The organism is Phormidesmis priestleyi ULC007 (assembly GCF_001895925.1).
Classification (GTDB): domain Bacteria; phylum Cyanobacteriota; class Cyanobacteriia; order Leptolyngbyales; family Leptolyngbyaceae; genus Phormidesmis_A; species Phormidesmis_A priestleyi_A.
The window spans coordinates 12,500-33,729 of the sequence record NZ_MPPI01000037.1 but is presented as its reverse complement, the minus strand read 5'-3'; the positions used below and the strand labels follow the sequence as shown (position 1 = coordinate 33,729).

Here is a 21,230-nt window from a genome sequence, read left to right as displayed (position 1 = left end):
TTAGGGACATCCGAGGCTCTCTCGCGTGGCAACTCCTGTGACTGGATTAACCCCAGACGCTGTTTTGCAAAGCTTTGTGACCGTGTAGCGATCGAGCAGCGCATCTGTAAAATCTGCCCCCGTCACATCTGCTTCATCTAAAATGCTGCGCGTAAGAGTCGCCTCTACAAAAATGGTGTTGGTCAAGTTTGCTTTATAGAAAGTGACGCGATCGGCAAGTGCCCAAGTTAAGTCTGCCCCGGCCAAATTTGCTGACAAAAGATTGCCGTTGGTCAAAATTGCGCTCTTCAGGTTAGCGCCTTGAAAGTTCGCTTCTCGCATTTCGGCAGCGACAAAAACGCCCCCTTCTAAATCAGTATTTGAGAAATCACGCTTTTCTAGCTGAGTGCTGGTGTAATTAATCGTTTTGCTTTGAGCGTTGGCAGGCGTTGCAGCAAGCAACACCCAAAGGCAAGCCAACACCAAAATAATCACAATACGCATTAAGAAAGACGCGAGTGCGACCCCTTTAAAAGCTTGCTGAGAAATCGGGTTCTGAGTGAGCAGATGCATCAGGAAAAGCAAAATCTGTCAGATTCTTATTATCTTACTTCTTAGATTTAAGGGGCTGTTGGGCTAACCAGTCATCCCCCACACGGATGGTTAAATCAGAATCTAAGTCTCCAACCGAGGCAGCTTCAATGCCACCAAACCCGATCGCTGATTGCAGAGCGTTTGCCGATCGCAAATCTCCTCGCTGCACAATGATTTGAGTCTTGCCCTGATGGTCTGCCCAATCTTGAGTCAGATAAACATTCTCATAGCCCAAGCTGGCCAAATAACTCACGAACTGATTGCCTGCTTCGGGTTGGCTAGACGCATTTTGCACCGCAATTTTGACAGGTGCACTGACAGCACTTGACCCATCAGTTGACCCCACTTTGAAATAGTCTTGCAGAACTCGATCGCGCCCCTGCGGATCCATGATCCAATAGCTGGCTGCAAACTCGTTTGGTGCGCTAAACCGTCCCGGCAGCATCACCATCTTAAAATCGTTTTTGTCTAATTTCAGCCCAAAGTTAACCAATGCTAGCATTTCTTCAACGCTGAGGTTTGTGTCAATGTACTTCTGCATCATCGTGATTAGACTCGGCACACGCGGCAGCATTAAAGGACTCGCCAACTTCGATCGCAGTGCCTTGATTAATGCTTGTTGACGCTGAACTCGTCCAATATCGCCAAGGTTGTCGTGACGAAATCGCGCAAACTGCTCGGCTTGGTCTCCATTTAAAGTTTGCCAGCCTTGAGCTAGATCGATCTTCAGCTTTTGGGTGTTGTCTACATAAGACATCGGTTGAGGCACATAAATATCGACACCACCTAGCAGATCGACCAACTCGCGAAAGGCGTTGGTGCTGACGCGCACGTAGCGATCGACTTCAATTCCGCTTAGGGTGTTGGTGACTACTTGACGAGCTAAAGCAGGGCCACCACTCGCATTTGCCTGATTGATCTTCGTCACCCCAATTCCTGGAATCTCAACTTGGGTATCTCTGGGGATCGAGAGTAAATTGACCGTTTGATCAGACGGGTCGATTCGCAGCAGCAGCATAGTGTCGCTACGTCCTGAAAAAACCTCGTCTGAGTTGTCTGGCACGTCAGGGACTTTATCGATCCCCATCACCAGAATATTGACTGGGCGACCCACATAATATTGAAAGCCGCTGCGCCACAGGTCATTAAAAATCTTTTGCCCTTCTGCGGGGGCAACCGCACCGGGTAGCGGAGCGATCAGCGCCAGTGTGGTGCCGATCGTGGCAGAAGCGGTCGCAGCAATCAGAAATGTAAAGCCCCAAAATAGGGAGCGAGAGATTGTAATGCTTCTAACAGGATTCTTTAAAGGAATTGGCACCGACGTGGAAACAGTGGACGCAGATTGCCCGTCACGGTTTTCCAGCACAGCTTGCTGTCTCGACGTTGATTGACTCTTCAACTGTTCCACTTCCCCACCACTTAAGAACTAACCTGACACTAGAAGCTATCTACACTACCATCCCAAATGATTCCTCGATATCCTAACCCAAACATTTCCTGCTTTCTCTCTCTACTCAGATAGAATCGACCGAGCGGTTGACTGCAAAGCCCTTTGCTCACTTTTGGGAAAGCATTTTTCTTTGCAATTAAAGAAAATGTTACGTTGCGTAACCTTCTGGGAATTCTACCCTTGAACCCGACCTTATGGCTAGTCAGTAGAAGCAGAGTAATTTGCCCACTGTGACATCCTGAACTTTTTGCGAAGCTTATCACCCTACCTGAAAAGGTAGGATGAATTGAAAAGACTTCGCGAAGATCTAGTCATTCAGGAGCTTTAAGGTTTTGGTATTCATTAAGATTGTGACGGTGAGTTCATCTGCTTAACGATCTCTCTCACCGCCAACCCAGCTTTGGCACCAAATTTGCCCCCTATTTGACTTGCTCCGCAGCAGATATTCACTATGACCCAACCTCTCGTGCCCGTTATTCTCGCTGGAGGCAAGGGCGAACGCTTTTGGCCTTTGAGCCGCAAACGCCGTCCTAAACAGTTTTTATGTCTTGACGGCAGCGATCGCAGCCTCTTGCAGTCAACTGCCGATCGTCTTCTCCACGTCGCCAACGGCTGGGACAATCTTTGGGTTGTCACCGCTTCCCACTTGGCAAAGGGCGTTCAAGAACAGCTTCCCGAATTGCCCCTAGCCAATCTGCTAGTCGAGCCAGAAGGACGAGACACCGCACCTGCCGTCGCTTGGAGCACCTTAGAGATTGCTAAACGCTATGGCGAAAGCGCGATCGTGGGGTTCTTTCCCGCCGATCACTGGATCGATAACCAAGAGATTTTTGAGGAAACCCTCGCCGCTGCCGTCGATCTTGCTGTTAAAGAAGCGGCGATCGTGACGCTAGGCATTACCTGCAATCAAGCGGCTACTGGCTACGGCTATATTGAGCAGGGCGAGAAAATCGGACTCTATGGCGCAGCCGGGTATCCCGCCTATCGCGTTGATCGCTTTACCGAAAAGCCCGATCGAGAAACGGCTCAAGCATTTCTAGACAGCGGTCGCTTTAGCTGGAATGGAGGCATGTTTGTTTTTCAGGCAAAGGTGGCTCTGAAAGAATTGCACCGCCATGCGCCAGAAATTCTGACTCCGCTTGAAGAGAAGGGAGTCGCTGCCTATCCAACCCTTCCCAGAAAAAGCATTGACTATGCACTAATGGAAAAAACTGACCGCGCTTATGTGCTGCCTGTTAGCTTTGGCTGGGATGACTTAGGGGACTGGGCCGCGATCGAGCGACTGCTCAAAAATGCAGACAATCCCAACGTAGAGTTGGCAAAGCATGTTGGCTTAGACACCAAAGGAACGCTGCTTTACTCCACGAATGACGATGAACTGATTGTGACGATCGGCTTAGAAGACACGGTAGTTGTCCGCGATGGAAAAGTCACTCTGATTGCCAAAAAAGACCGAACTCAAGAGATCAAAACCATTCTTAAAACGCTGCACACGCGATCGGAATTTGAAGATTTATTGTAAGAGAATCGGCTCAGGATCGTGAATTAAATAACTCCGAGAACTTTGTGGGTCAGGCATCTTGCCTGACTTAAACAGCCGAGACGGCTGTCCCCCATTATTTAATCCAGAATCCTAAGAGTGAAGCGTCAGACGCAGAAGAATCTTTGAAAAAACCAAGTATCACATCTTTTTGGCTGCCAATCCACGATCGACCGAGCCGTTCGCCGCAGCAGAAATTGTCTCAGTATCGAGATTCTCATCTAAAAAGCCGTGGGCTTTCATCAGGTCATAGAGATTGACCCCAGACTCTAAGAGGCAGGTGTGACCACTTTCTGGAAGCACCACCACGTAGGCATTTTGAAAGGCTCGTTTTAACCGATAGGCTTCTGGCAGCGACGGCAGCAGTTTGTCATCAGCACTCGCAATAATCAAAACGGGCTGAGTGAGTTGTCTTAGCTGCTGTCTGGGCACCTGAAACTTGTGCAGCAGAGACATTCGCCAAATCGATGTTTTTTGAGGCACAGATCGAACTGCTTGAACGAGTGCCTGTCGATCGTCTTCTGCAATGCGACCAAACGATGCCAAAAGTGGTAAAAACGTCACCGACGAAAACTGGTAAGCAACTTCTGGTAAGTAGCGGCTGATTTGTGATCCCCACGAGATCCAGGGTCTGCGATTAAACGATGAAGCTGGGTTGACCAAAATGATTCGCTGGAATAGCTCTGGTGCTAAAACAGCGACCTTCATCGCCAAACAGCCCCCAAATGACTCACCGCACAGATAGACCGATCGCTGGTTTTGATCAGGATGATCATCGCTGGCCAGTTCGCCTTTGACTAGCTCGACTACCTGCTGGGCCAATTCGTCCCAACTGGTCAAATCATCGGACGGAATTGCCAGACATCGCACATCAAACTTGGCTTCTAGTCCTTCGGTCTGGGTACGCAAGAGTTGCCCCGTTCCGTCCATTCCTGGCAAAAACACAAATAGCGGATAGTTAGGCTTGAGCGTCTTGGGCGTGAGAAAGCAAGGGTGACTTTGAATCATGGAACAAAAAACTAAAAACTTAAAATCTCAATAGCATCCCCGAATCAGCAGGCTGTTGATTTCGTCATGACAATGGCTGGTGAAATGCTGAACGATCGCGCGTGCCCCTTTGCCTTGATATTTTTGCCGATCGGAGGGTGTGATCCAAAACGGACGACCTACTAAAACATTGACTCGCTGATAAACCACTAACGGATGCCAGCCCTCCTGATCAAATAGTGGCTCAGAGGGATCAAAAAAACTCAGCAGTTTTAAAGGAACTGCCGAACTTTTTATTTCGTCTTGAACGGCGATCGCGATCGGCAAAACTGCCAAATCTTGCACCGGGGCTTTGAGAGCGAGATGAGCAAACCCTCGCTGAAATTCTCCCATCTCGCATCGGGCGGGACTGTTGACCATTGGCTCAGTTCCTTCTGGAAACACACCAACTGCCTGCCGAGTTTTCAATAGCTGAATGGCTTGATGGAAAAAGCTCTGCTGTTTCTGACCTGAGCTTTCTAGCGGAAAGCAGCCTAATTTTTTGACCACTTCGCGCATCACGGGCACTTGACCCATGTAGTGATGGCAAGCAAATCGAATCGGACGGTCGATTGCCGACATCAACAAAGGGGCATCTAGAAAACTGCGGTGGTTGCTGACAACCAAAGTGGCACCCGTCTGAGGCACGCGATCGCGATGATGCAGATACATTTGAATCCCCATTGCCGAGAGCAACAACCGCGAAATTTGAAGTGGACTATCAGAAGCCATGCACACCGAACCAGAGTTTTATGGAGTAGTCACTTAATTATTAACTTTACTTTAGCAAGAGCAACAAACCTCTCAAGTTGTAAATATTTGCTTAACCTTAGACAGTCAATTGATAAGTTTCCCTGAACACTCTACTCAGTTATTTAAGATTGTCTCTCTAATTTTGCAGAGCATTGATGGTTAGAATCAGTACATATTGATTAGGTGAGAGTGGGGTCACTCTATTTATCTAATTTAGATTAGAGAATTGTTTTTATAGTATCCATGAGTTTTGAAAATGCCGAGAAGCACAGATTTGCCATCACGACACCGCTCTATTATGTAAACGATTTACCTCACATTGGTAGCGCGTATCCGACGATCGCAGCCGATGCGATGGCGCGTTTCCAGCGATTGCAAGGCAAATCTGTGCTGTTTGTGACCGGAAGCGATGAGCATGGGCAAAAAATTCAGCGCACGGCTGAAAGCTTGGGGCGATCGCCGCAAGAACACTGCGATCTGATTGTAGAAGGCTTCAAAAGTCTATGGGATAAACTCAACATCCGCTACGATCGCTTTATTCGCACCACAGACGATCGTCATGCTGCCATTGTCGAAGAGTTCTTTCAACGCGTTTGGGAAAGCGGCGACATCTATCTGAGCCAGCAACAGGGTTGGTATTGTGTCGCTTGCGAAGAGTTTAAAGAAGAGCGAGAACTTCTTGACGACCACTACTGCGCGATTCACCCTAACAAACAAGCCGAGTGGCGTGATGAAGAAAACTATTTCTTTCGCCTCTCAAACTATCAACAAAAACTCGAACAGCTTTATCAAGACCAGCCCGACTTTATTTTGCCAGCGACTCGTCGCAACGAAGTGCTAAATTTTGTGGGACAAGGCTTGCGAGATTTTTCGATCTCCCGGCGAAACCTAGACTGGGGGTTTCCGGTGCCTGTTGATCCCAAGCAGACGCTCTATGTTTGGTTTGATGCTCTGCTAGGTTATATCACCGCCCTGCTTGACCCCGACGCTGAGCCAACATTAGACAATGCCCTGTCTAAATGGTGGCCGATTAACATTCACCTGATTGGCAAAGACATTCTGCGCTTTCATGCCGTCTATTGGCCTGCAATGCTGATGTCGGCAGGGTTATCTTTACCGGATCGTGTCTTTGGGCACGGTTTTCTGGTGCGCGATGGTTTGAAAATAGGCAAAAGTACGGGCAATGCTATTGATCCGGTGCCTCTCGTCGATCGCTATGGAGCCGATGCCGTTCGTTACTATTTCCTTAAGGAAATCGAGTTTGGTCGAGATGGGGTGTTTGATGAAACTCGTTTCGTCAATATACTCAACGCTGACTTAGCCAATGATTTAGGTAATTTGCTAAATCGAACGCTAAAGATGGCGCAAAAATACTGTGGAGGTCACGTTCCCGATATTTCTGGCGAGGAGATTGCGGCTGATAACTTCTTGAAAGCGGTGGGATCAGAGTTAGGATCTAAAGTGGCTCAAGCTTACGACGATCTTGCCTTTAGCAGTGCTTGTGATGCGATTTTGACTTCTGTCAGAATGGGCAACAAATATATTGACGAGCAAGCACCCTGGGCACTCTATAAACAAGGAAAACAAGCCGACGTTGAGCAAGTTCTTTACTCGGTTTTAGAATCGGTTCGATTAGCAGCCTATCTTTTGTCGCCCATTATTCCTAACGTCAGCACTCAAATTTATCAACAGTTAGGCTATTCGGCTGATTTTGCTGACACTCGTTTAATTGATGTTTCAACCACTTTTCAAAACCATCAAACGTGGGGAATTCTTCCAGCTAAACAAATTCTGGGTGAGCCACATCCTGTGTTTCAGAAATTAGAGCTTCCAGAGGAAAGTTCTTAATTAAGTCAAGAGATCAAGTCATAGTTTTTCTACATTTCATACAGATTAAACATCCATACTTTTCATAACAAACTGAGGTTAGCAATTGTGTTGAATCATATAAACGAATCTGAAATAGTATTTTCACCAGAGCAAGTTCTTGAAAATCGGGGTCGAGTTGCGATTTTTATTGACGGCTCCAATCTCTTCTATGCCGCGCTGCAACTGGGGATCGAAATTGACTATACCAAACTGCTTTGTCGTCTGACTGCTGGCTCTCGTCTCCTGCGATCGTTCTTCTATACTGGGGTCGATCGCACAAATGAAAAACAACAGGGCTTTCTGCTGTGGATGCGGCGCAACGGTTATCGAGTCATCTCAAAAGACTTGGTGCAGCTACCCGATGGCTCTAAGAAAGCAAACCTGGATGTCGAGATCGCCATTGATATGATGTCGCTGGTGGGGTCATATGACACGGCTGTGCTGGTGAGTGGAGATGGGGATTTGGCTTATGCCGTGAATGCGGTCAGCTATCGCGGGGTGCGGGTTGAGGTAGTCAGTCTACGGTCAATGACCAGTGATAGTTTGATCAACGTTGCCGATCGCTACGTCGATCTCGACAACATCAAAGAAGATATTCAAAAAACACCTCGCAGCTATACTTACCGTCCGCTCACGGGAATCGGGATCATGGATGACTCGGACGATGACCATTCAATGCGATAGCGATTTAGTAGATCACCGATGACTCTACATAGCCGCCATAGTAGGGGAGTGATGGAATTTCCACACTCCCTTGTTTTTATGGCGAAGCAGCCAGGGAGCATTTTAGCGTCCGATCGCGTCTAAGCTTTTATAAGTGTTTTAACTATCTCTATGCTGACTGCTATTAAAAAAACAAATTTGCAGCGAACGATCGCTCTTAACTTACTTTTAATCACATTGCTCACGAGCGTAGGCGGCTGTCTCAATCGCAACCGAACTGCTGACAAACTGAGAGAAGACACTAAAGAAATTCAGCGATTTGACAGCAATGCCACGTTTAACGATGTGACTCTAGAGCAAGCAGACGATCGGGGCAAGCTCTGGTGGAAGGTGAAAGCAAAGCAAGCCAGCTATAGCAAAGATCAGAAAAACGCAGTGATTGAAGACCCAAAAGGTGAGCTTTATCAAGACGGCAAACCTGTCTTTCAGATTTCAGCCCAAAAAGGTGAAGTCAAAGGTGACGGCAAATCTATTTTGCTCAAGGGAAAGATCATTGCAACCGACATCAGAGACGGCACGCTCTTAAAGGGCGATGAGTTAGAGTGGCGACCCACCGAAGATATGTTGCTGGTTCGCAATAATGTGACGGGCACTCATAAACAAATGCAGTTTTCAGCCCAAGAAGGCCGGGTTTTAACTCGCGCTCGGACGATGGAGCTATTTCGTCAGATCGTCGCTTCTTCTAAAAAGCCTGAACTTCAAATGAGAACAGAACACCTGACTTGGAATGTCAAAGGAGAAACCGTGATCGCCGATCGTCCGATTCAGATTGATCAATACAAAAACAAAGTGTTGACCGATCGCGGCTCTGCTGACAAAGCCAATGTCGATTTGAAAGCCAAAACCGTCAATCTTCAGCAAAATGCTCAACTAGACTCTAAAGAAAAAGGGGTGCAAGTCAGTAGTAATAATTTGCTCTGGAACCTTGATGCTCAAACCATCAACTCTAGCCAGCCGATTACCATTATAAATCCGCCTCAACAAGTCACATTAAACGCCAATCAGGGACAAATGGACTTGCAGAAAAATACCGTCGATCTTGTGGGCAATGTTCGTGGGATCGGACAGAAAAATCAGTCAAAGCTGGATGCTGATCGAGTGCTTTGGTTCATCACAACTCAGCAATTTGAAGCCACGGGCAACGTCAATTATCGTCAGGAGAATCCGCCCTTTAGCCTGGCAGGCCCGAGAGCATCGGGCAAACTTGACGATCAGCAAGTTGCCGTCAACGGGGGCAGGGTCGAGTTGCAGATTACCCCACAGCCGAAACAATAACTCCTCTACCCGCCATCTTCGGGCTGTTCAGGCAGCGCTTGTCCGAAGCGAGGCTCAGTCCCGGTGAGCAAGCGTTGAATATTGGTGCGGTGGAGCCAGATCACATAAATTCCACCCGCGATCGCAAACAGACAGTAGGGCAACGGCTGGCGAAACGCGATCATCAATGCCGTGACGCTGATCGCTCCTGTAATCGAACTGAGGGACACGATGCGACTGATGGCGAGACTGATCGCAAATACGGCGATCGTGCTTAACCCGACTCGCCAATCCATTGCTAATAAAACGCCGAGGCTAGTCGCAACTGACTTGCCGCCTTTGAAGTTGAGCCAGATCGGTTTACTGTGCCCCAATAAGGCAAGCAGCCCCGCTAAAACGATCATCCAGGGCTGCCAGTTGGCGAGATTAACATCTACGACCTTGGTGTAATAAAGCCATCCGGGTAGCTGGGTAAATGCGAAGTTTACTGCTGCGATCGCTAACGCTCCCTTTAAAACATCGATCAATAAGACGACGATCGCAGGCACTTTCCCTAAGGTTCGCAAAACATTGGTTGCGCCTGTCGAACCTGACCCGACTTCACGAATATCAATGCCTTTGAGCAACCGTCCTGCCAGATAGCCCGTCGGAAATGAACCCAGCAAATAAGCCAGGATTAAAAGGAGTTCATTATTGATATACCAAGGCAGCATAAAGAGGAAAGGATGAGGGGCTAGAAAACTCATTATCCATCAGTCCTTGTCCGATCGAGCCAAAATTGAGACAGCCTGCAACTTTAGAATTGGTCAGCAGGTAGATGCGCTAGTTCTGAGATGGGAACACTAGAGGACATCGATTCGACTTAAGGGTAGAGCGATATTAGCTAGACTCTGAGTTGCGTTCACGCCTAATTTTTTGAACCATGAACTCTAAGCTCCCCAAAATTCCGGTTTCTGTCCTGATCCCAGCTCGAAACGAAGAAGCAAACCTCCCAGCGTGTCTTGAGAGCGTTGCCAGAGCCGATGAAGTGTTTATGGTTGACTCTCAGAGTAGCGATCGCTCGATCGAGATTGCTCAAAACCACGGTGCCAAAGTGGTGCAGTTTCAATTCAATGGTCGTTGGCCTAAAAAGAAAAATTGGTCGCTAGAAAATCTGCCGTTTCGCAATGAATGGGTGCTGATTGTCGATTGTGATGAACGCATTCCACCAGAATTGTGGGATGAAATCGAGACGGCAATTCAGCAGTCAGAGTGTGATGGCTATTATCTCAACCGCAAAGTCTTTTTTCTCGGTCAGTGGATTCGTCACGGCGGCAAATATCCCGACTGGAATCTGCGGTTGTTTCAACACTCCAAAGGGCGTTATGAAAACCTGAAAACCGAGGAGATCCGCAACACTGGCGATAACGAAGTTCACGAACACGTCATCTTGCCCGGAAAAGTCGGATATCTCAAGCAAGATATGCTGCACATAGACTTTAAAGATCTCTATCACTGGCTAGAACGACACAATCGCTACTCTAATTGGGAAGCTCAGGTTTATTTAAACCGACTAAACGGGAAGGATCAGCAGGGCACGATCGGAGCCAATTTTTTTGGCAATGCTGTGCAGCGCAAACGGTTCTTAAAAAACATTTGGGTCAGACTTCCCTTTAAGCCGCTTTTGCGATTCGTGCTTTTCTACATCATTCGTCTAGGCTTTTTAGACGGAAAAGCAGGCTACATTTACGGACGGTTACTGAGTCAATATGAATACCAAATTGGCGTAAAGCTCTACGAACTGCGTCAATGTGGTGGCACTTTGAATACGAACAAAAACGAGGCTCCCATTGCGACTTCTCAAGCCATCGCCAACCCCGAATCATGAATCAAGAATCGGCAAAGCTGCCCCCGGTTTTGAATGCAAAACCACTGATTGATTTGCGTCAATATCATCAAACTGGGTTCGATCGTGGTCGCCCTGGTTGGTATGTGATGCTGTGGTGGCTCGTGCAAGGAGTTGCGTTTCCGTTAACGCCTCACCCGTTTAACTCGGTGCGGTGCCAGTTGTTGAGGTTGTTTGGGGCAAAAATTGGCGAAGCGGTGTTGATTCGTCCGACGGCCCGATTTACCTATCCCTGGAAGGTGGAAATTGGCGACTATAGCTGGATTGGTGATGATGTGGTTTTCTATAGCTTGGAGTCGATTCAGATTGGCGAACACTGCGTGATTTCTCAAAAGAGCTACTTGTGTACCGGAAGTCACGATGCTCAAGATCCTAAGTTTGGGCTGTTGACTGCGCCTATTGCGATCGGCAATGGAGTTTGGGTCGCGACCGATTGCTTCATCGGTGCAGGCGTTCAGATTGGAGCAAACGCTTTAGTAGGAGCAAGAAGCAGCGTCTTCTCGTCATTGCCAGAACAACAAGTTTGCTGGGGAACGCCTTGCCGTCCTCGCTATCCCAGAACTGTTCGGGATGCTTAATCGTGAAGCTGCATTTCACCAAGATATTTTTGTAAGTAGGGTGAAAACACTTCGTAAATCACGGTTAGAGGTTGCCCGTGATGCCAGAAGAGATAGTGTCTTCCCCAAAAGGGCCCCGATTGCTCAAAGGCGGCTTCTAAAACGCTGGAATCACCATAACAAATGCCTTTCACGTCTCGATATAGCTCAGTTCGCAGACGCGCCAGACTCGCCCAAATGGGGAGCGATCGGTTCTGCAAATATTCGTCCACATGGCTCTGCTCCCACCAGGAGGTTGCATAAGCTAATCGCTGACCGGAGGCAGTTCTTAACCAGACTTGTCGCCGCAATCGTGGGCCTGGCACCATCTCGATCGCGTCAGGGGCATTGTCGTGATCAAACCCGATCGCAGACATGTCAATCACGTCTACTTCAGTGGGTTCACCTGTGAGCAGTTGCAGGTGGCGAGTCGGAGAACCATCGCCTAGAAGCAACAGTTGCCAGGTTGGGGCTAACTGGCTATGGGGTAAGCCTTGCTGAACGTCACGATCGTTGCCTTGCCAAACAGGGCTGAGGAAGTTCCAGCTAGCTGGCAGAATCACGCTATCGGTGGGTTTAAAGGTGGCAGTCAAGGAACGTTACATAAGTTAACTTCTTTTCAATCATACCGTTCCTAACTCATTTCTCTCAGCCGCCTTGGGATGAAGAACATCGGGGATCATTGCCCCAAATACGCTTCTAAGACTTGAGCATTGGTTTGAATTTCGCTAGGAGAACCGACCGCGAGATTGCTGCCCTCGGCAAGCACCCAGACGCGATCGCACAGCGACATAATCACGTCCATGTTGTGTTCGATGATCAAAAAAGACAGTCCCTGACGGTTCCAGTAGTGGATGTATTCGCAAATTTGATTGATCAGGGTGGGGTTGACTCCTGCCGCAGGCTCGTCGAGCAGCACAAGTTTAGGTCGAGTCATCAGCGATCGGGCAATTTCGAGCAGTTTGCGTTGCCCGCCTGAAAGTCCACCCGCGTAGTCGTGGGCTTTTTCTGCCAGTCCGACTGATTCTAGGATTTCCATGGCGCGATCGCGGGCTTCTCGTTCTTCTTTAGCAATCTGTTTTCCTAAAAGCCAAGTGTTCCAAAACTTTTCTCCCGTTTGGTGTTGAGCCGCTAACAATAAGTTCTCTAACACTGACAGTCGCGACAGCACACGAGCGACTTGAAAAGTGCGAACCATGCCCCGTTGGGCGATTTCGTGGGACTGCAAGTTTTGAATCGGCTCCCCGTCGAATAAAACTTGCCCCTGGTCAGGATGAGTAAAGTTAGACAGTAAATTAAACAGCGTCGTTTTGCCTGCGCCGTTGGGTCCGATTAGCCCAGTGACACTGCCAGCCGCGACCTCGATCGAGGCATTATTAACCGCCGTTACGCCACCAAAGCTTTTGATTAATCCCGAAGCGGACAGGACGGGCGTTGAATTTTTCATCAAGATTCTCCAGGAAAATTTGCCACTTTAGGGAAGAATAGGAGCGGTCAAACAGCAGAATTGACGGCTAATCAAACTCTGGTGCCCAAATACTTGCAATCTCCATCTCCCAACCTGGAAGGAGTTCTGGAACCGTCAAAACATCCCCATCTCTCAAAACAGTGGGATTGTCTTCCCCTGGGCGAAACAGTTCAACAATCCTCGTTCTGGGGTCAACCACCACTCCAGCAACCATGCCTAGCGAAAGGTAGAACTTGACCTTCTGACGCTGCTTTGCCAGGGAGTCTGATTTTGATACCACTTCAAAGCCAAGATCGGGCACCAGTCGCGCAAAGTCCTTTGTTGTTCGTTTCAGTCGCTCTGCTTTGACGAAAGAGCAGTCAGGAGCGCGAACATCTTCATTGGCATTGGGAAGTCTAAAACCAGCACTGGAGCCTGAGACACGCCCAAGCTTTCGGGGTCTGACCCAGTTAGCTAGTTGACGGGAAATCTCAACCGCTATCTCATCAGGCTCTAATCCAGACGGACTCATAACAACGATCTCTCCATCTACTAATTCCATCTGATAATCGGAAAACTGCTGCTGGAAGATTTCTAGATCGTGAGCAGTGAGCGGCATAAACCCTCCAATATGGTTCTTGATTCCATCATTCTATTTTTTTATAAGGTCTCACATTAACTCAATACTTCGGACAAAATTTGTTTCGTGAATGAGAACAAGTTAGCTTTGGGAATGGATTTATGGCGAAGGATGCTCTAGCATTAAGGCGCGAAAGCCTGCTTGGACAAAGTGCCGATCGGCGGTTACAGCGTCTGTTAAGCCATTTATCGTCATGACTACAAACGAGATGCAGTCCGTAAGACCCAAGTTTTATCGGGGCGGGAGTTGTAAAGATCTAGGCTTGTCTAAAGAGTACTGTGTCGATGTTGATGACGCTAATGTTATCGGTTTGATAGCACTGTTGGATGAACTTGATAGCTCCATCCCGATTCGATGCACTGAGCGCATTGCCAACTTCAGCAAAGATTGCTTCTGTAATCCAAATCTCGTCGGCGCTGCGAACTCGTGGAAATAGTGCTTTTGCTGAGTTGTGGTAGTTATCGCGAGGGTTGAGGAGGGCTTGAATAAAGGCGGTATCTAGAAACAAGCGATCGCGGTTCATGATTCTGTAGCTGGACGTTTGAGCGTACCGTATAAATAATGGTCGTGTTCGGTAGACCAGTCGGCTGGGGCTTCGATCGTGCCTGTCAGTGATTCGAGAATGTCCCAGGCATCAGGGTCTTTTTCAAGGTGCTGTTGTCGAAGCGTCAGGACGAAAGCGAGAACTTGCTGTTGGAGAGGATCGGGGAGATCGTGGACTTGCTGTACGATTTCGGTAACGATCGAGGAACTCATCGAGTTCTCCTAGAAATTGGCGAAGATTATCAAAGAATCGATGAAATCAATATATCGCGGTTAGCTTCTGACAGTTCGATGTGCAAGTTGCCACGGTGTTCAAAAGATCTTGTTTTAGTTGCTGGTATTCAATAAAACAAAAGTAATTTCTGCGACACTTAAGCAACTGAGAGATCTCTATGTTATTTCTGTAGAGAAATCGATTGACGTTGCTCCGATATGAAAGATTTTTCTGGTCAGCATTTCAAAGGTCAAGATTTGACTGGCGCAGATTTTTCGGATGCGGACATTCGAGGGGCAAAGTTTACCAATGCGATTTTGAGAGACGCAAACTTTACTGGGGCAAAGGCAGGACTGCAAAAGCGTTGGGTGATTCTCCAAGCCGTCATTGCTTTCGTGCTTTCAGTAATCTTGAACTTTATTTCAATCTTCTATACTGCTGGGATCGTTGGCTACTTTCTCACACCAGAAAGTAGGAATCAATATACGATTTTCCCAGGATTATCCCTTCTCTTCATGTTGATAGCTGTTTACTTCGCAATCGCTCATCAAGGTTTAACGACTAAAGCATTTGGAACGATCTTGATCTGCGTTGTAGCCGCAGCCGCATTCTCAGTCTCACTCGCAGTTGCAGGTGCAGGCGGATTCGCAGTATCAGGCGCAGTAGCAGTCGCAGTATCAGGCATAGTCGCATTCGCAGTCGCACTCGCAGGCACAGTCGCAGTTGCAGTTGCAGTCTCAGTCGCAGTCGCAGTCGCAGTTATATTTGCATTCGCATTTGCAGTTTCAAGCGCATTTGTAGTCTCGGTCGCAGTCGCAGTCTTGACGGTGCTTCTGAGCTTCTATGTTGCTTGGCGAGTATCTAAAGAAGATGAAAAGTTTGCATTGGCTCGACGCTTTAGCATTGTTCTTAGCGCTTTAGGAGGAACCAACTTCCAGGGAGCTGATTTAACAGGCGCGACGTTCTCAGGCGCACTGCTCAAAAATACTAGTTTTGCGAATAGCCGCGAGCAGAAAACAATTTTGACTCAGGTTTGCTGGAAGGATGCCAAGAAATTGAACCGCGCTCAGGTTGGAGACTCCATTCTGGCAAGTCGCAACGTTCGAGAACTCTTGGTCACAGGCAAAGGCATCAATCAAAACTTTGAAAGCGCTAATCTTCGAGGTGCGGACTTAACCGATGCGGAACTCAATGGCGCAATCCTCAAATATGCTGATCTCAGTAATGCCACTCTAATCTGTGCCGATCTGCAACACACCGATCTTACCGAAGCTCAAGCCATTGGCGCTAATTTCATGGGTGCATACCTCACAGGTGCGTGTATCGAAGCCTGGAATATTAACAGCACCACGAACCTTCAATCTGTTGATGCCAAGTTTGTTTACTTACTTGAAAATCAACGAGAGCGCCGACCGAGCAGCAGCGAGTTTGCACCCGGAGAATTTACAACACTATTCCAGAAAGCCTTAGACACGGTTGATTTGATTTTTCGCGATGGCATCGACTGGCAAGCGTTCTTCCAATCCTTTCAAGAATTACGATCGCAGTACGGCGACGAAAACATCTCTATTCAGGCGATCGAAAAGAAAAGCGGCGGAGCCTTTGTTGTAATTCGCTTGGAAGTTCCACCAGAAGCAGACAAAGCAGTGATCGAGCGTCAGGCGAAGCAACTCTATGAAGGGCAAATTCGACAGCTAGAGGAACGGGTTTCGGAATATCGAGATGAGGTAGGCTTCTTGCGTCAAAGTCTGCTTCAAAGTAATACCAATATCGAGAGGATTGTTGAAACGATGGCTGAGAATCAACCACCCAAATATGACTTCCGGGGTTCCAGTATTGGTAACTTCGTTGATACTGCTCAAGCTGGCAGTCAACAGAGCAATGTTCAGTACATCAACATGAGTCAAGACCTGACTCAAGCGGCTCAGCAGATTCAAGACTTACTCCAGCATCTTCAAAATCGGGGTGTAACCGTCGATGACTCTCAGCAACAGGTTGCAACTGATTTGGCAAAAGAAGCAGGGGAAAATCCTGCTCTAAAGGAAAAATTGACGCTTTGGGGCAAAGCAATGGCAAACAAAGCCAGTGAGACAACGGTGAGTGAAGCTGCAAAGATGGTTCTCACACTGGCGCTCAAAGCAGCCGGAGTTCCTTTACCATAGTTGATGCCACGATCAAAGCACTTCCCAGCACCGCAACTTTAGTCGAAGCCTGCGGAAAGTTGTTACCTGCGATCGCCAAACTTCTCGGCATTCCCTTGTAATGTGTGCAACGGTGCTACCGTCGTCTAATTCTGTCCGAACCATTGTTAACTGCTGGAGTGAATGCCCCGATCGTGCAACTGCTGCACAAAAAATTCTTCTAGCGACGGGCGGGCTAGATGAATCGAAATCAATTGCGCTCTCATTAAACGCAGGCTGGCAATAAAATCTTGGGGGTCGCCCTTGAGATGTCCTACCCAATAGCCTTCTTGAAATTCTAAATCAACCACTCGCTGCTTTAAAACGTCGGGGTTGCCGCCTTTGACTTTAACCTGATAGGTGTCTGCGATGCCCAACAGATCTTGTAGAGAGCCGATAGAAATCAGTTCTCCTTGAGCGAGAATGGCAACGCGATCGCAGATCTTCTCAACATCCGATAAAACGTGACTGTTGAAGAAAATCGTCTTGCCTTGAGACTTAAGCGACAGAATAATTTCTCGCAGTTGATAACGTCCGAGCGGATCTAAGCCTGACATCGGCTCATCTAAAAAGACTAATTCTGGATCGTTGATTAGCGCCTGTGCCATACCAATCCGTTGCAGCATTCCCTTGGAGTATTGCCGCAGTTGTTTTTTGCGGGCGGTTGATTGCGCTAACCCCACCAGATCGAGCAGTTGGGGAATGCGTTTGCGCTGAATCGATTGCGGCACTTGAAACAGCCCCGCCGCAAATTTCAGCATTTCCCAGCCTGTCAGATAGTCATAAAAATAGGGATTTTCTGGCAGATAGCCGACTCGTTGTTTGACGACGCGATCGCCCAACGGTTTACCTAGCAGGGTTGCCCGCCCTGAAGTTTGGCGCACGATGCCTAAAAGCGTTTTGAGCAGCGTGGTTTTGCCTGCGCCGTTTTGTCCCAATAGCCCAAAAGTCTCGCCTTGGTAAACCGTCAAGCTCACGTCTTTGAGCGATGCCACCGTCTGATTTAACCAGAATCCGGTGCGGTAGCGTTTACTCAGGTCGTGAGTTTGGAGGACGATCGGGCGATCGTTCTCAGCAGGTTGACTCGGTAAATCTACAGAAGCATCCATTTCGTCTCGGCAAAGGTGTAGATATTAAACCACTTTATCGAATTCTCGATTCGGCTGATTTTGAGGTCAGAGATTCTTTGTTTGGCAAATCTTGCTTAGACTTAGTTTAAAAGAGAACTCTAGTCATTCAGTAATTTATGGATCGTTCAAAAGTTGTGGCTTATTTGACGGGGGCGATCGCCCTAATTTTAGGCATTGGCTATCTGATTCTCGTGCAGTTTTTGGATATGCGAGGTGAGATGATCCCCGCGCCGATTATTGAATTAACGCCAATCGTCGATCGTGTCTTCGAGGGGTTCCATCTCCAAGGGTTCTGGTCTTTGCACTAAAGCACCAGGTTCGTCGTCATCTTCGATTTTGGCTTCGAGCTGCAAGGGTTTGATGACTTTGGTGATCGCATCTTGCACAAACGATTTGATAAATTCGTCTCGTCGGTTGAGTTGAAACTGACGCTGAACTACTTCGGTAATGCCACCATCGCCCCAATCTTGGTCATGCCGGAAGTATTCGATAAAGCTTTTGCCTGCGATGCGAGTCAGGTAAGCCGCACTGATGCCTTGAATGGCGCGCCCGAATAGAAACCCGCCAACACTCAGTTGAAGGGCAGTGCTGAGAAGCTCGATCGCGCCCTTGACCACTCCCAAACTAACCAAAGTTTTAGCTAACGATAGAGCCAGTTCTCGCCCTCGCTCCATGTTAATTTCACAGCCATAGACTCTGCCAATCTCGACTACCATTTGGGCATTGACAGCAGCCGTTGCTAACAAATCCACGACCGGAAGCGGAGTCACTGCGATCACACCAGCCCCGATCCACTGAAACCGCTCGACGATCTTTTCTGCCTGTCTGCGACGCTGACCATCAATTAATCGGCGTGCCTCTTCGCCAAGCCGTTGCGATTGCAGCAAAATGTTGTCTGCCAGCAGGTCTTCGCCTTCTGCTCTCAAAATCGCTGCCATCCGCCGAATTAACGGCATGATATCCGATTCGGGTTGAATGGTTTCTCCGGTGTCTAGTTTTACTGATTGGGGATTAGCCGTGATCGAGATCACGTCATTGGTTGAGACAACCCCGCGCACCCGTTCTCGCAGCCGAGCCAAAATTGTTTCTAAATCGGCTTCTGTGTAGAGATCGGCTTTGTTGACAAGCACGATCGAGCGTTTGCCAATCTCTGCCAACATTTTCATCGGGTCAAATTCTGACTGCCGCAAATCGTTGTCTAGCACAAACAGCAGCAAGTCTGCTTCGGTGGCAAGTCGGCGAGCAAGCTTTTCTCGTTCGGTTCCGGCGACTCCTGCTTCTAGAATCCCTGGGGTATCGGTGATCAGGATTTCTCGATCAACTCCCTTCAATTTCAGCCGATAGGTTTCTCCAACTTCGGTGGTGCCCATGGGTGCGCCTACTTTTCCGACCATTCGCCCCATCAGTGCATTCACCAGCGATGTTTTGCCCGATGATCCCGTCCCAAAGACGACAACCATCAGTTCACCACGGGCGAGATTTTGCTCGATTTCCCGCGATCGGCTCAACATTTCTCGCCGCGTCACTTCATCTTGAATCTGCTTCAACTGCTGCCGCACGGCTTTGAGATTTTCTTCGGCGGCTTCTGCTTTGATGGGTGAAACTTTAGGAGCGCTGCGGCGAGAGCGTTTGCGCTGTTGTTTGCGAGGCAATAGAAAGAAATAGTAGATAAACGCCCCAATCAGTACGCCTAGCAGGGCAATGATCAAGAAGATCAGAATCGGCCCTAGCAATGGATAGTAAGCCAGTTGCCAAGACAGTCGAGAGAGCGAATCGATCAGCCAGATCATTAGCCCCAAAATGAGCGTGAGGCCAAAGATCAGCGTCAAAAGTCGGGGCAGCGGCATGGAGATAACCAGGTTTTAATCAGATGGGCGATCGGCGAGCAGAGTGCTTGTTTCTATTCTGCTTTATCCATCCCCTGCAAAGCGTCTCTGAAGCATGAGATTAATTGAGCTTAAACGAAACCTCAGATTTCAACGATTGACTTTGAATTATGAATTTTCTATCCTCTAGAGGCTAACTGAATATTAGTGCTGAAACGCAAAAGTTCAGATTGCGGAGATTTTTCAAACTTGTTAAAGCAAGGAGTCTTATGAGCCTTTTTGATCAAATTATCAGCGCGGTCGGAAACCCCCAGCAGCAAGCCAACCCTGATCAGTTAGGGGGGATTTTTGGCATGGCACAGCAATTGGGCAACAGCCACGGAGTAGATTCAGGAACCACTCAAACGATTTTGTCAGCGTTGGGGAATCATGTGCGATCGTCCTTGCAAGATAAGCAATCTGCAATGGGTGGCGACCAGGTGCAATCGCTAGTCAACCAATATGGCGGGTTAGGAAACAATCCTGATGCGGTTCAAGCCGTATTTTCTCAAGGTCAACAGCAGCAAGTTGCCAGCGATATTTCTCAGCAGACCGGGCTAAATGCAGGCACCATTCAGGCAATGTTGCCCGTTTTAGTTCCGATCGTGCTCAATCTTTTGCAGAGTGGTTCTAACCCTCAAGACGCTCAGGCAGGCAACCCAGTTCTCAATACATTTCTAGATTCCAACCACGATGGATCGGTCGATCTAGGAGACGTAATGGGCATGGCAGGACAGTTTCTCAGCCAGCGAGGTTAACCATTTGCGTAGGGACATGGCGTGCCGTGTCCCTATCTTTGTTAAATTCAACCTAATAACGAGCTTTGGTAAAGGTTTTGCTAGGAGCGCCATCTCCGCTACGAGACTCTCGCGGTTTTGCCTTGTTGACTTTTAACTCCCGACCGAGCCACTCTGCCCCATCCAGTTCTGCGATCGCCCCATCTTCTTTGGCTTCGTCTTCCATCTCCACAAACGCAAAGCCCCGCTTTCTGCCCGTCTCTCGATCGGTGGGAAGGCTGACTCGGCTGACTGCGCCATATTCACCAAAAACTTCCTTTAAATCGTCTTCTGTCGCCTGAAATGCCAGATTTCCAACGTAAATAGTCACAGTTTTCTCCAAACCAAATGCGAGGGCGAACTCGGTAAGTGCTTTGGATGCAGCAGAATGCTAGTTGTCCTTAGCAACTGTAGCCGAACTCTTGTTCGTGAATTATTATAACGGAATCTTTTCTGAAAGAGAAGCATAAGCGTTGCATTTCGTCTAGCTATAAAAACACGAATTCTTATTAGCAATGTTGTTAACCCTTATCTAAACTGCAATGAATCGATCGCAAATTGTTTCTCTCGATTCAACTCGGTTAGAAGCCCGAAGCAGGAGTTATGAAGTTCTACAAATTTTATGAAGATGGCTTCTCAAGTTAAAGGCTTCTGACTTCAATAAGTTTTGAGCGAAGTACGGATCTGAAGGTATCAATAATTACTTAAATCGGGCAAAAGCCAACAATAGAAGATTTTAAGAATATAAAAACGGACTTCTACCAAT

At 48.0% G+C, this 21,230-nt stretch carries 22 protein-coding genes; 9 read left to right on the top strand and 13 right to left on the bottom strand.

The window, feature by feature from the left end; translation table 11 throughout:
- Positions 1 to 552 (bottom strand): pentapeptide repeat-containing protein, encoded by a 552-nt coding sequence (locus BRW63_RS21570; protein ID WP_083583151.1) that lies wholly within the window; start codon positions 550 to 552, stop codon positions 1 to 3.
- A gap of 34 nt (positions 553 to 586) precedes the next feature.
- Positions 587 to 1,981: an LCP family protein gene (locus BRW63_RS21565; protein WP_106254114.1), complete on the bottom strand. Its 1,395-nt coding sequence runs from the start codon at positions 1,979 to 1,981 to the stop codon at positions 587 to 589.
- Positions 1,982 to 2,474: 493 nt separating this feature from the next.
- Between BRW63_RS21565 and BRW63_RS21560 the strand changes: the two genes are divergently transcribed.
- A complete protein-coding gene (locus BRW63_RS21560) occupies positions 2,475 to 3,545 on the top strand; it encodes a mannose-1-phosphate guanylyltransferase (protein WP_073074463.1) in 1,071 nt (356 codons plus the stop codon).
- Between the two features lie 159 nt (positions 3,546 to 3,704).
- Here the strand turns inward: BRW63_RS21560 and BRW63_RS21555 are convergent, their stop codons facing one another.
- Complete coding sequence (locus tag BRW63_RS21555; RefSeq protein ID WP_073074462.1) at positions 3,705 to 4,571, bottom strand: alpha/beta fold hydrolase; 867 nt, start codon at positions 4,569 to 4,571, stop codon at positions 3,705 to 3,707.
- A gap of 27 nt (positions 4,572 to 4,598) precedes the next feature.
- The gene (locus BRW63_RS21550) at positions 4,599 to 5,321 is read right to left on the bottom strand and encodes a lysophospholipid acyltransferase family protein (protein WP_073074461.1); all 723 of its coding nucleotides are present in this window, start codon (positions 5,319 to 5,321) and stop codon (positions 4,599 to 4,601) included.
- A 264-nt stretch (positions 5,322 to 5,585) separates the two neighbouring features.
- Between BRW63_RS21550 and metG the strand changes: the two genes are divergently transcribed.
- The 3 genes from metG to lptC all read left to right on the top strand — a co-directional run bounded on the left by metG (position 5,586) and on the right by lptC (position 9,209).
- Entirely contained in the window at positions 5,586 to 7,190 is a 1,605-nt protein-coding gene (gene metG, locus BRW63_RS21545) for a methionine--tRNA ligase (RefSeq protein WP_073074460.1), read from the top strand.
- Positions 7,191 to 7,277: 87 nt separating this feature from the next.
- On the top strand, positions 7,278 to 7,895 hold the full coding sequence (locus tag BRW63_RS21540) for a LabA-like NYN domain-containing protein (RefSeq protein WP_073074459.1): 618 nt from the start codon (positions 7,278 to 7,280) through the stop codon (positions 7,893 to 7,895).
- 150 nt (positions 7,896 to 8,045) lie between these two features.
- Positions 8,046 to 9,209 (top strand): LPS export ABC transporter periplasmic protein LptC, encoded by a 1,164-nt coding sequence (gene lptC, locus BRW63_RS21535; RefSeq protein WP_073074458.1) that lies wholly within the window; start codon positions 8,046 to 8,048, stop codon positions 9,207 to 9,209.
- Positions 9,210 to 9,214: 5 nt separating this feature from the next.
- On the opposite strand, the gene plsY is transcribed toward lptC, so the two are convergent.
- Entirely contained in the window at positions 9,215 to 9,934 is a 720-nt protein-coding gene (gene plsY, locus BRW63_RS21530; RefSeq protein WP_244913255.1) for a glycerol-3-phosphate 1-O-acyltransferase PlsY, read from the bottom strand.
- A 176-nt stretch (positions 9,935 to 10,110) separates the two neighbouring features.
- On the opposite strand from plsY, the gene BRW63_RS21525 reads away from it, so the two are divergent.
- Positions 10,111 to 11,055 carry a glycosyltransferase family 2 protein gene (locus BRW63_RS21525; RefSeq protein ID WP_073074456.1) on the top strand — a complete coding sequence of 315 codons (945 nt, stop codon included), beginning with the start codon at positions 10,111 to 10,113 and terminating at the stop codon, positions 11,053 to 11,055.
- Positions 11,052 to 11,651: a hormogonium polysaccharide biosynthesis acetyltransferase HpsU gene (gene hpsU, locus BRW63_RS21520; protein ID WP_073074455.1), complete on the top strand. Its 600-nt coding sequence runs from the start codon at positions 11,052 to 11,054 to the stop codon at positions 11,649 to 11,651. The genes BRW63_RS21525 and hpsU overlap by 4 nt, the downstream gene beginning before the upstream one ends.
- Here hpsU and BRW63_RS21515 read toward each other — a convergent pair.
- The 5 genes from BRW63_RS21515 to BRW63_RS21495 all read right to left on the bottom strand — a co-directional run bounded on the left by BRW63_RS21515 (position 11,648) and on the right by BRW63_RS21495 (position 14,512).
- Positions 11,648 to 12,262 (bottom strand): chorismate lyase, encoded by a 615-nt coding sequence (locus BRW63_RS21515; RefSeq protein WP_073074454.1) that lies wholly within the window; start codon positions 12,260 to 12,262, stop codon positions 11,648 to 11,650. The two genes, hpsU and BRW63_RS21515, sit on opposite strands and share 4 nt — an antisense overlap.
- Positions 12,263 to 12,348: 86 nt before the next feature.
- Positions 12,349 to 13,116 (bottom strand): ABC transporter ATP-binding protein, encoded by a 768-nt coding sequence (locus tag BRW63_RS21510; RefSeq protein WP_106254113.1) that lies wholly within the window; start codon positions 13,114 to 13,116, stop codon positions 12,349 to 12,351.
- A gap of 67 nt (positions 13,117 to 13,183) precedes the next feature.
- On the bottom strand, positions 13,184 to 13,735 hold the full coding sequence (locus tag BRW63_RS21505) for a Uma2 family endonuclease (RefSeq protein WP_073074452.1): 552 nt from the start codon (positions 13,733 to 13,735) through the stop codon (positions 13,184 to 13,186).
- A 277-nt stretch (positions 13,736 to 14,012) separates the two neighbouring features.
- Complete coding sequence (locus BRW63_RS29105; RefSeq protein WP_223257459.1) at positions 14,013 to 14,279, bottom strand: type II toxin-antitoxin system VapC family toxin; 267 nt, start codon at positions 14,277 to 14,279, stop codon at positions 14,013 to 14,015.
- Positions 14,276 to 14,512: a hypothetical protein gene (locus BRW63_RS21495; RefSeq protein WP_073074451.1), complete on the bottom strand. Its 237-nt coding sequence runs from the start codon at positions 14,510 to 14,512 to the stop codon at positions 14,276 to 14,278. The genes BRW63_RS29105 and BRW63_RS21495 overlap by 4 nt, the downstream gene beginning before the upstream one ends.
- 219 nt (positions 14,513 to 14,731) lie before the next feature.
- Between BRW63_RS21495 and BRW63_RS21490 the strand changes: the two genes are divergently transcribed.
- Entirely contained in the window at positions 14,732 to 16,675 is a 1,944-nt protein-coding gene (locus tag BRW63_RS21490; RefSeq protein WP_083583149.1) for a pentapeptide repeat-containing protein, read from the top strand.
- A gap of 146 nt (positions 16,676 to 16,821) precedes the next feature.
- Here the strand turns inward: BRW63_RS21490 and BRW63_RS21485 are convergent, their stop codons facing one another.
- Positions 16,822 to 17,802: an ABC transporter ATP-binding protein gene (locus BRW63_RS21485; protein WP_073074450.1), complete on the bottom strand. Its 981-nt coding sequence runs from the start codon at positions 17,800 to 17,802 to the stop codon at positions 16,822 to 16,824.
- 137 nt (positions 17,803 to 17,939) lie between these two features.
- Here BRW63_RS21485 and BRW63_RS21480 point away from each other — a divergent pair, with 137 nt between their 5' ends.
- On the top strand, positions 17,940 to 18,131 hold the full coding sequence (locus BRW63_RS21480; protein WP_073074449.1) for a hypothetical protein: 192 nt from the start codon (positions 17,940 to 17,942) through the stop codon (positions 18,129 to 18,131).
- On the opposite strand, the gene BRW63_RS21475 is transcribed toward BRW63_RS21480, so the two are convergent.
- Entirely contained in the window at positions 18,066 to 19,670 is a 1,605-nt protein-coding gene (locus BRW63_RS21475; RefSeq protein ID WP_073074448.1) for a YcjF family protein, read from the bottom strand. The genes BRW63_RS21480 and BRW63_RS21475 overlap by 66 nt on opposite strands.
- A 248-nt stretch (positions 19,671 to 19,918) precedes the next feature.
- Here BRW63_RS21475 and BRW63_RS21470 point away from each other — a divergent pair, with 248 nt between their 5' ends.
- Positions 19,919 to 20,446 carry a DUF937 domain-containing protein gene (locus tag BRW63_RS21470; protein ID WP_073074447.1) on the top strand — a complete coding sequence of 176 codons (528 nt, stop codon included), beginning with the start codon at positions 19,919 to 19,921 and terminating at the stop codon, positions 20,444 to 20,446.
- Between the two features lie 52 nt (positions 20,447 to 20,498).
- Here the strand turns inward: BRW63_RS21470 and BRW63_RS21465 are convergent, their stop codons facing one another.
- Complete coding sequence (locus BRW63_RS21465; RefSeq protein ID WP_073074446.1) at positions 20,499 to 20,795, bottom strand: RNA recognition motif domain-containing protein; 297 nt, start codon at positions 20,793 to 20,795, stop codon at positions 20,499 to 20,501.
- Positions 20,796 to 21,230: the final 435 nt, after the last annotated feature.

Coding starts and splice junctions, on each gene's coding strand:
- BRW63_RS21570 (WP_083583151.1), bottom strand. CDS start 552: ATGCATCTGCTCACTCAGAACCCGATTTCTCAGCAAGCTTTTAAAGGG.
- BRW63_RS21560 (WP_073074463.1), top strand. CDS start 2,475: ATGACCCAACCTCTCGTGCCCGTTATTCTCGCTGGAGGCAAGGGCGAA.
- BRW63_RS21555 (WP_073074462.1), bottom strand. CDS start 4,571: ATGATTCAAAGTCACCCTTGCTTTCTCACGCCCAAGACGCTCAAGCCT.
- BRW63_RS21550 (WP_073074461.1), bottom strand. CDS start 5,321: ATGGCTTCTGATAGTCCACTTCAAATTTCGCGGTTGTTGCTCTCGGCA.
- metG (WP_073074460.1), top strand. CDS start 5,586: ATGAGTTTTGAAAATGCCGAGAAGCACAGATTTGCCATCACGACACCG.
- lptC (WP_073074458.1), top strand. CDS start 8,046: ATGCTGACTGCTATTAAAAAAACAAATTTGCAGCGAACGATCGCTCTT.
- plsY (WP_244913255.1), bottom strand. CDS start 9,934: ATGAGTTTTCTAGCCCCTCATCCTTTCCTCTTTATGCTGCCTTGGTAT.
- BRW63_RS21525 (WP_073074456.1), top strand. CDS start 10,111: ATGAACTCTAAGCTCCCCAAAATTCCGGTTTCTGTCCTGATCCCAGCT.
- hpsU (WP_073074455.1), top strand. CDS start 11,052: ATGAATCAAGAATCGGCAAAGCTGCCCCCGGTTTTGAATGCAAAACCA.
- BRW63_RS21510 (WP_106254113.1), bottom strand. CDS start 13,116: ATGAAAAATTCAACGCCCGTCCTGTCCGCTTCGGGATTAATCAAAAGC.
- BRW63_RS21505 (WP_073074452.1), bottom strand. CDS start 13,735: ATGCCGCTCACTGCTCACGATCTAGAAATCTTCCAGCAGCAGTTTTCC.
- BRW63_RS29105 (WP_223257459.1), bottom strand. CDS start 14,279: ATGAACCGCGATCGCTTGTTTCTAGATACCGCCTTTATTCAAGCCCTC.
- BRW63_RS21495 (WP_073074451.1), bottom strand. CDS start 14,512: ATGAGTTCCTCGATCGTTACCGAAATCGTACAGCAAGTCCACGATCTC.
- BRW63_RS21490 (WP_083583149.1), top strand. CDS start 14,732: ATGAAAGATTTTTCTGGTCAGCATTTCAAAGGTCAAGATTTGACTGGC.
- BRW63_RS21485 (WP_073074450.1), bottom strand. CDS start 17,802: ATGGATGCTTCTGTAGATTTACCGAGTCAACCTGCTGAGAACGATCGC.
- BRW63_RS21480 (WP_073074449.1), top strand. CDS start 17,940: ATGGATCGTTCAAAAGTTGTGGCTTATTTGACGGGGGCGATCGCCCTA.
- BRW63_RS21475 (WP_073074448.1), bottom strand. CDS start 19,670: ATGCCGCTGCCCCGACTTTTGACGCTGATCTTTGGCCTCACGCTCATT.
- BRW63_RS21470 (WP_073074447.1), top strand. CDS start 19,919: ATGAGCCTTTTTGATCAAATTATCAGCGCGGTCGGAAACCCCCAGCAG.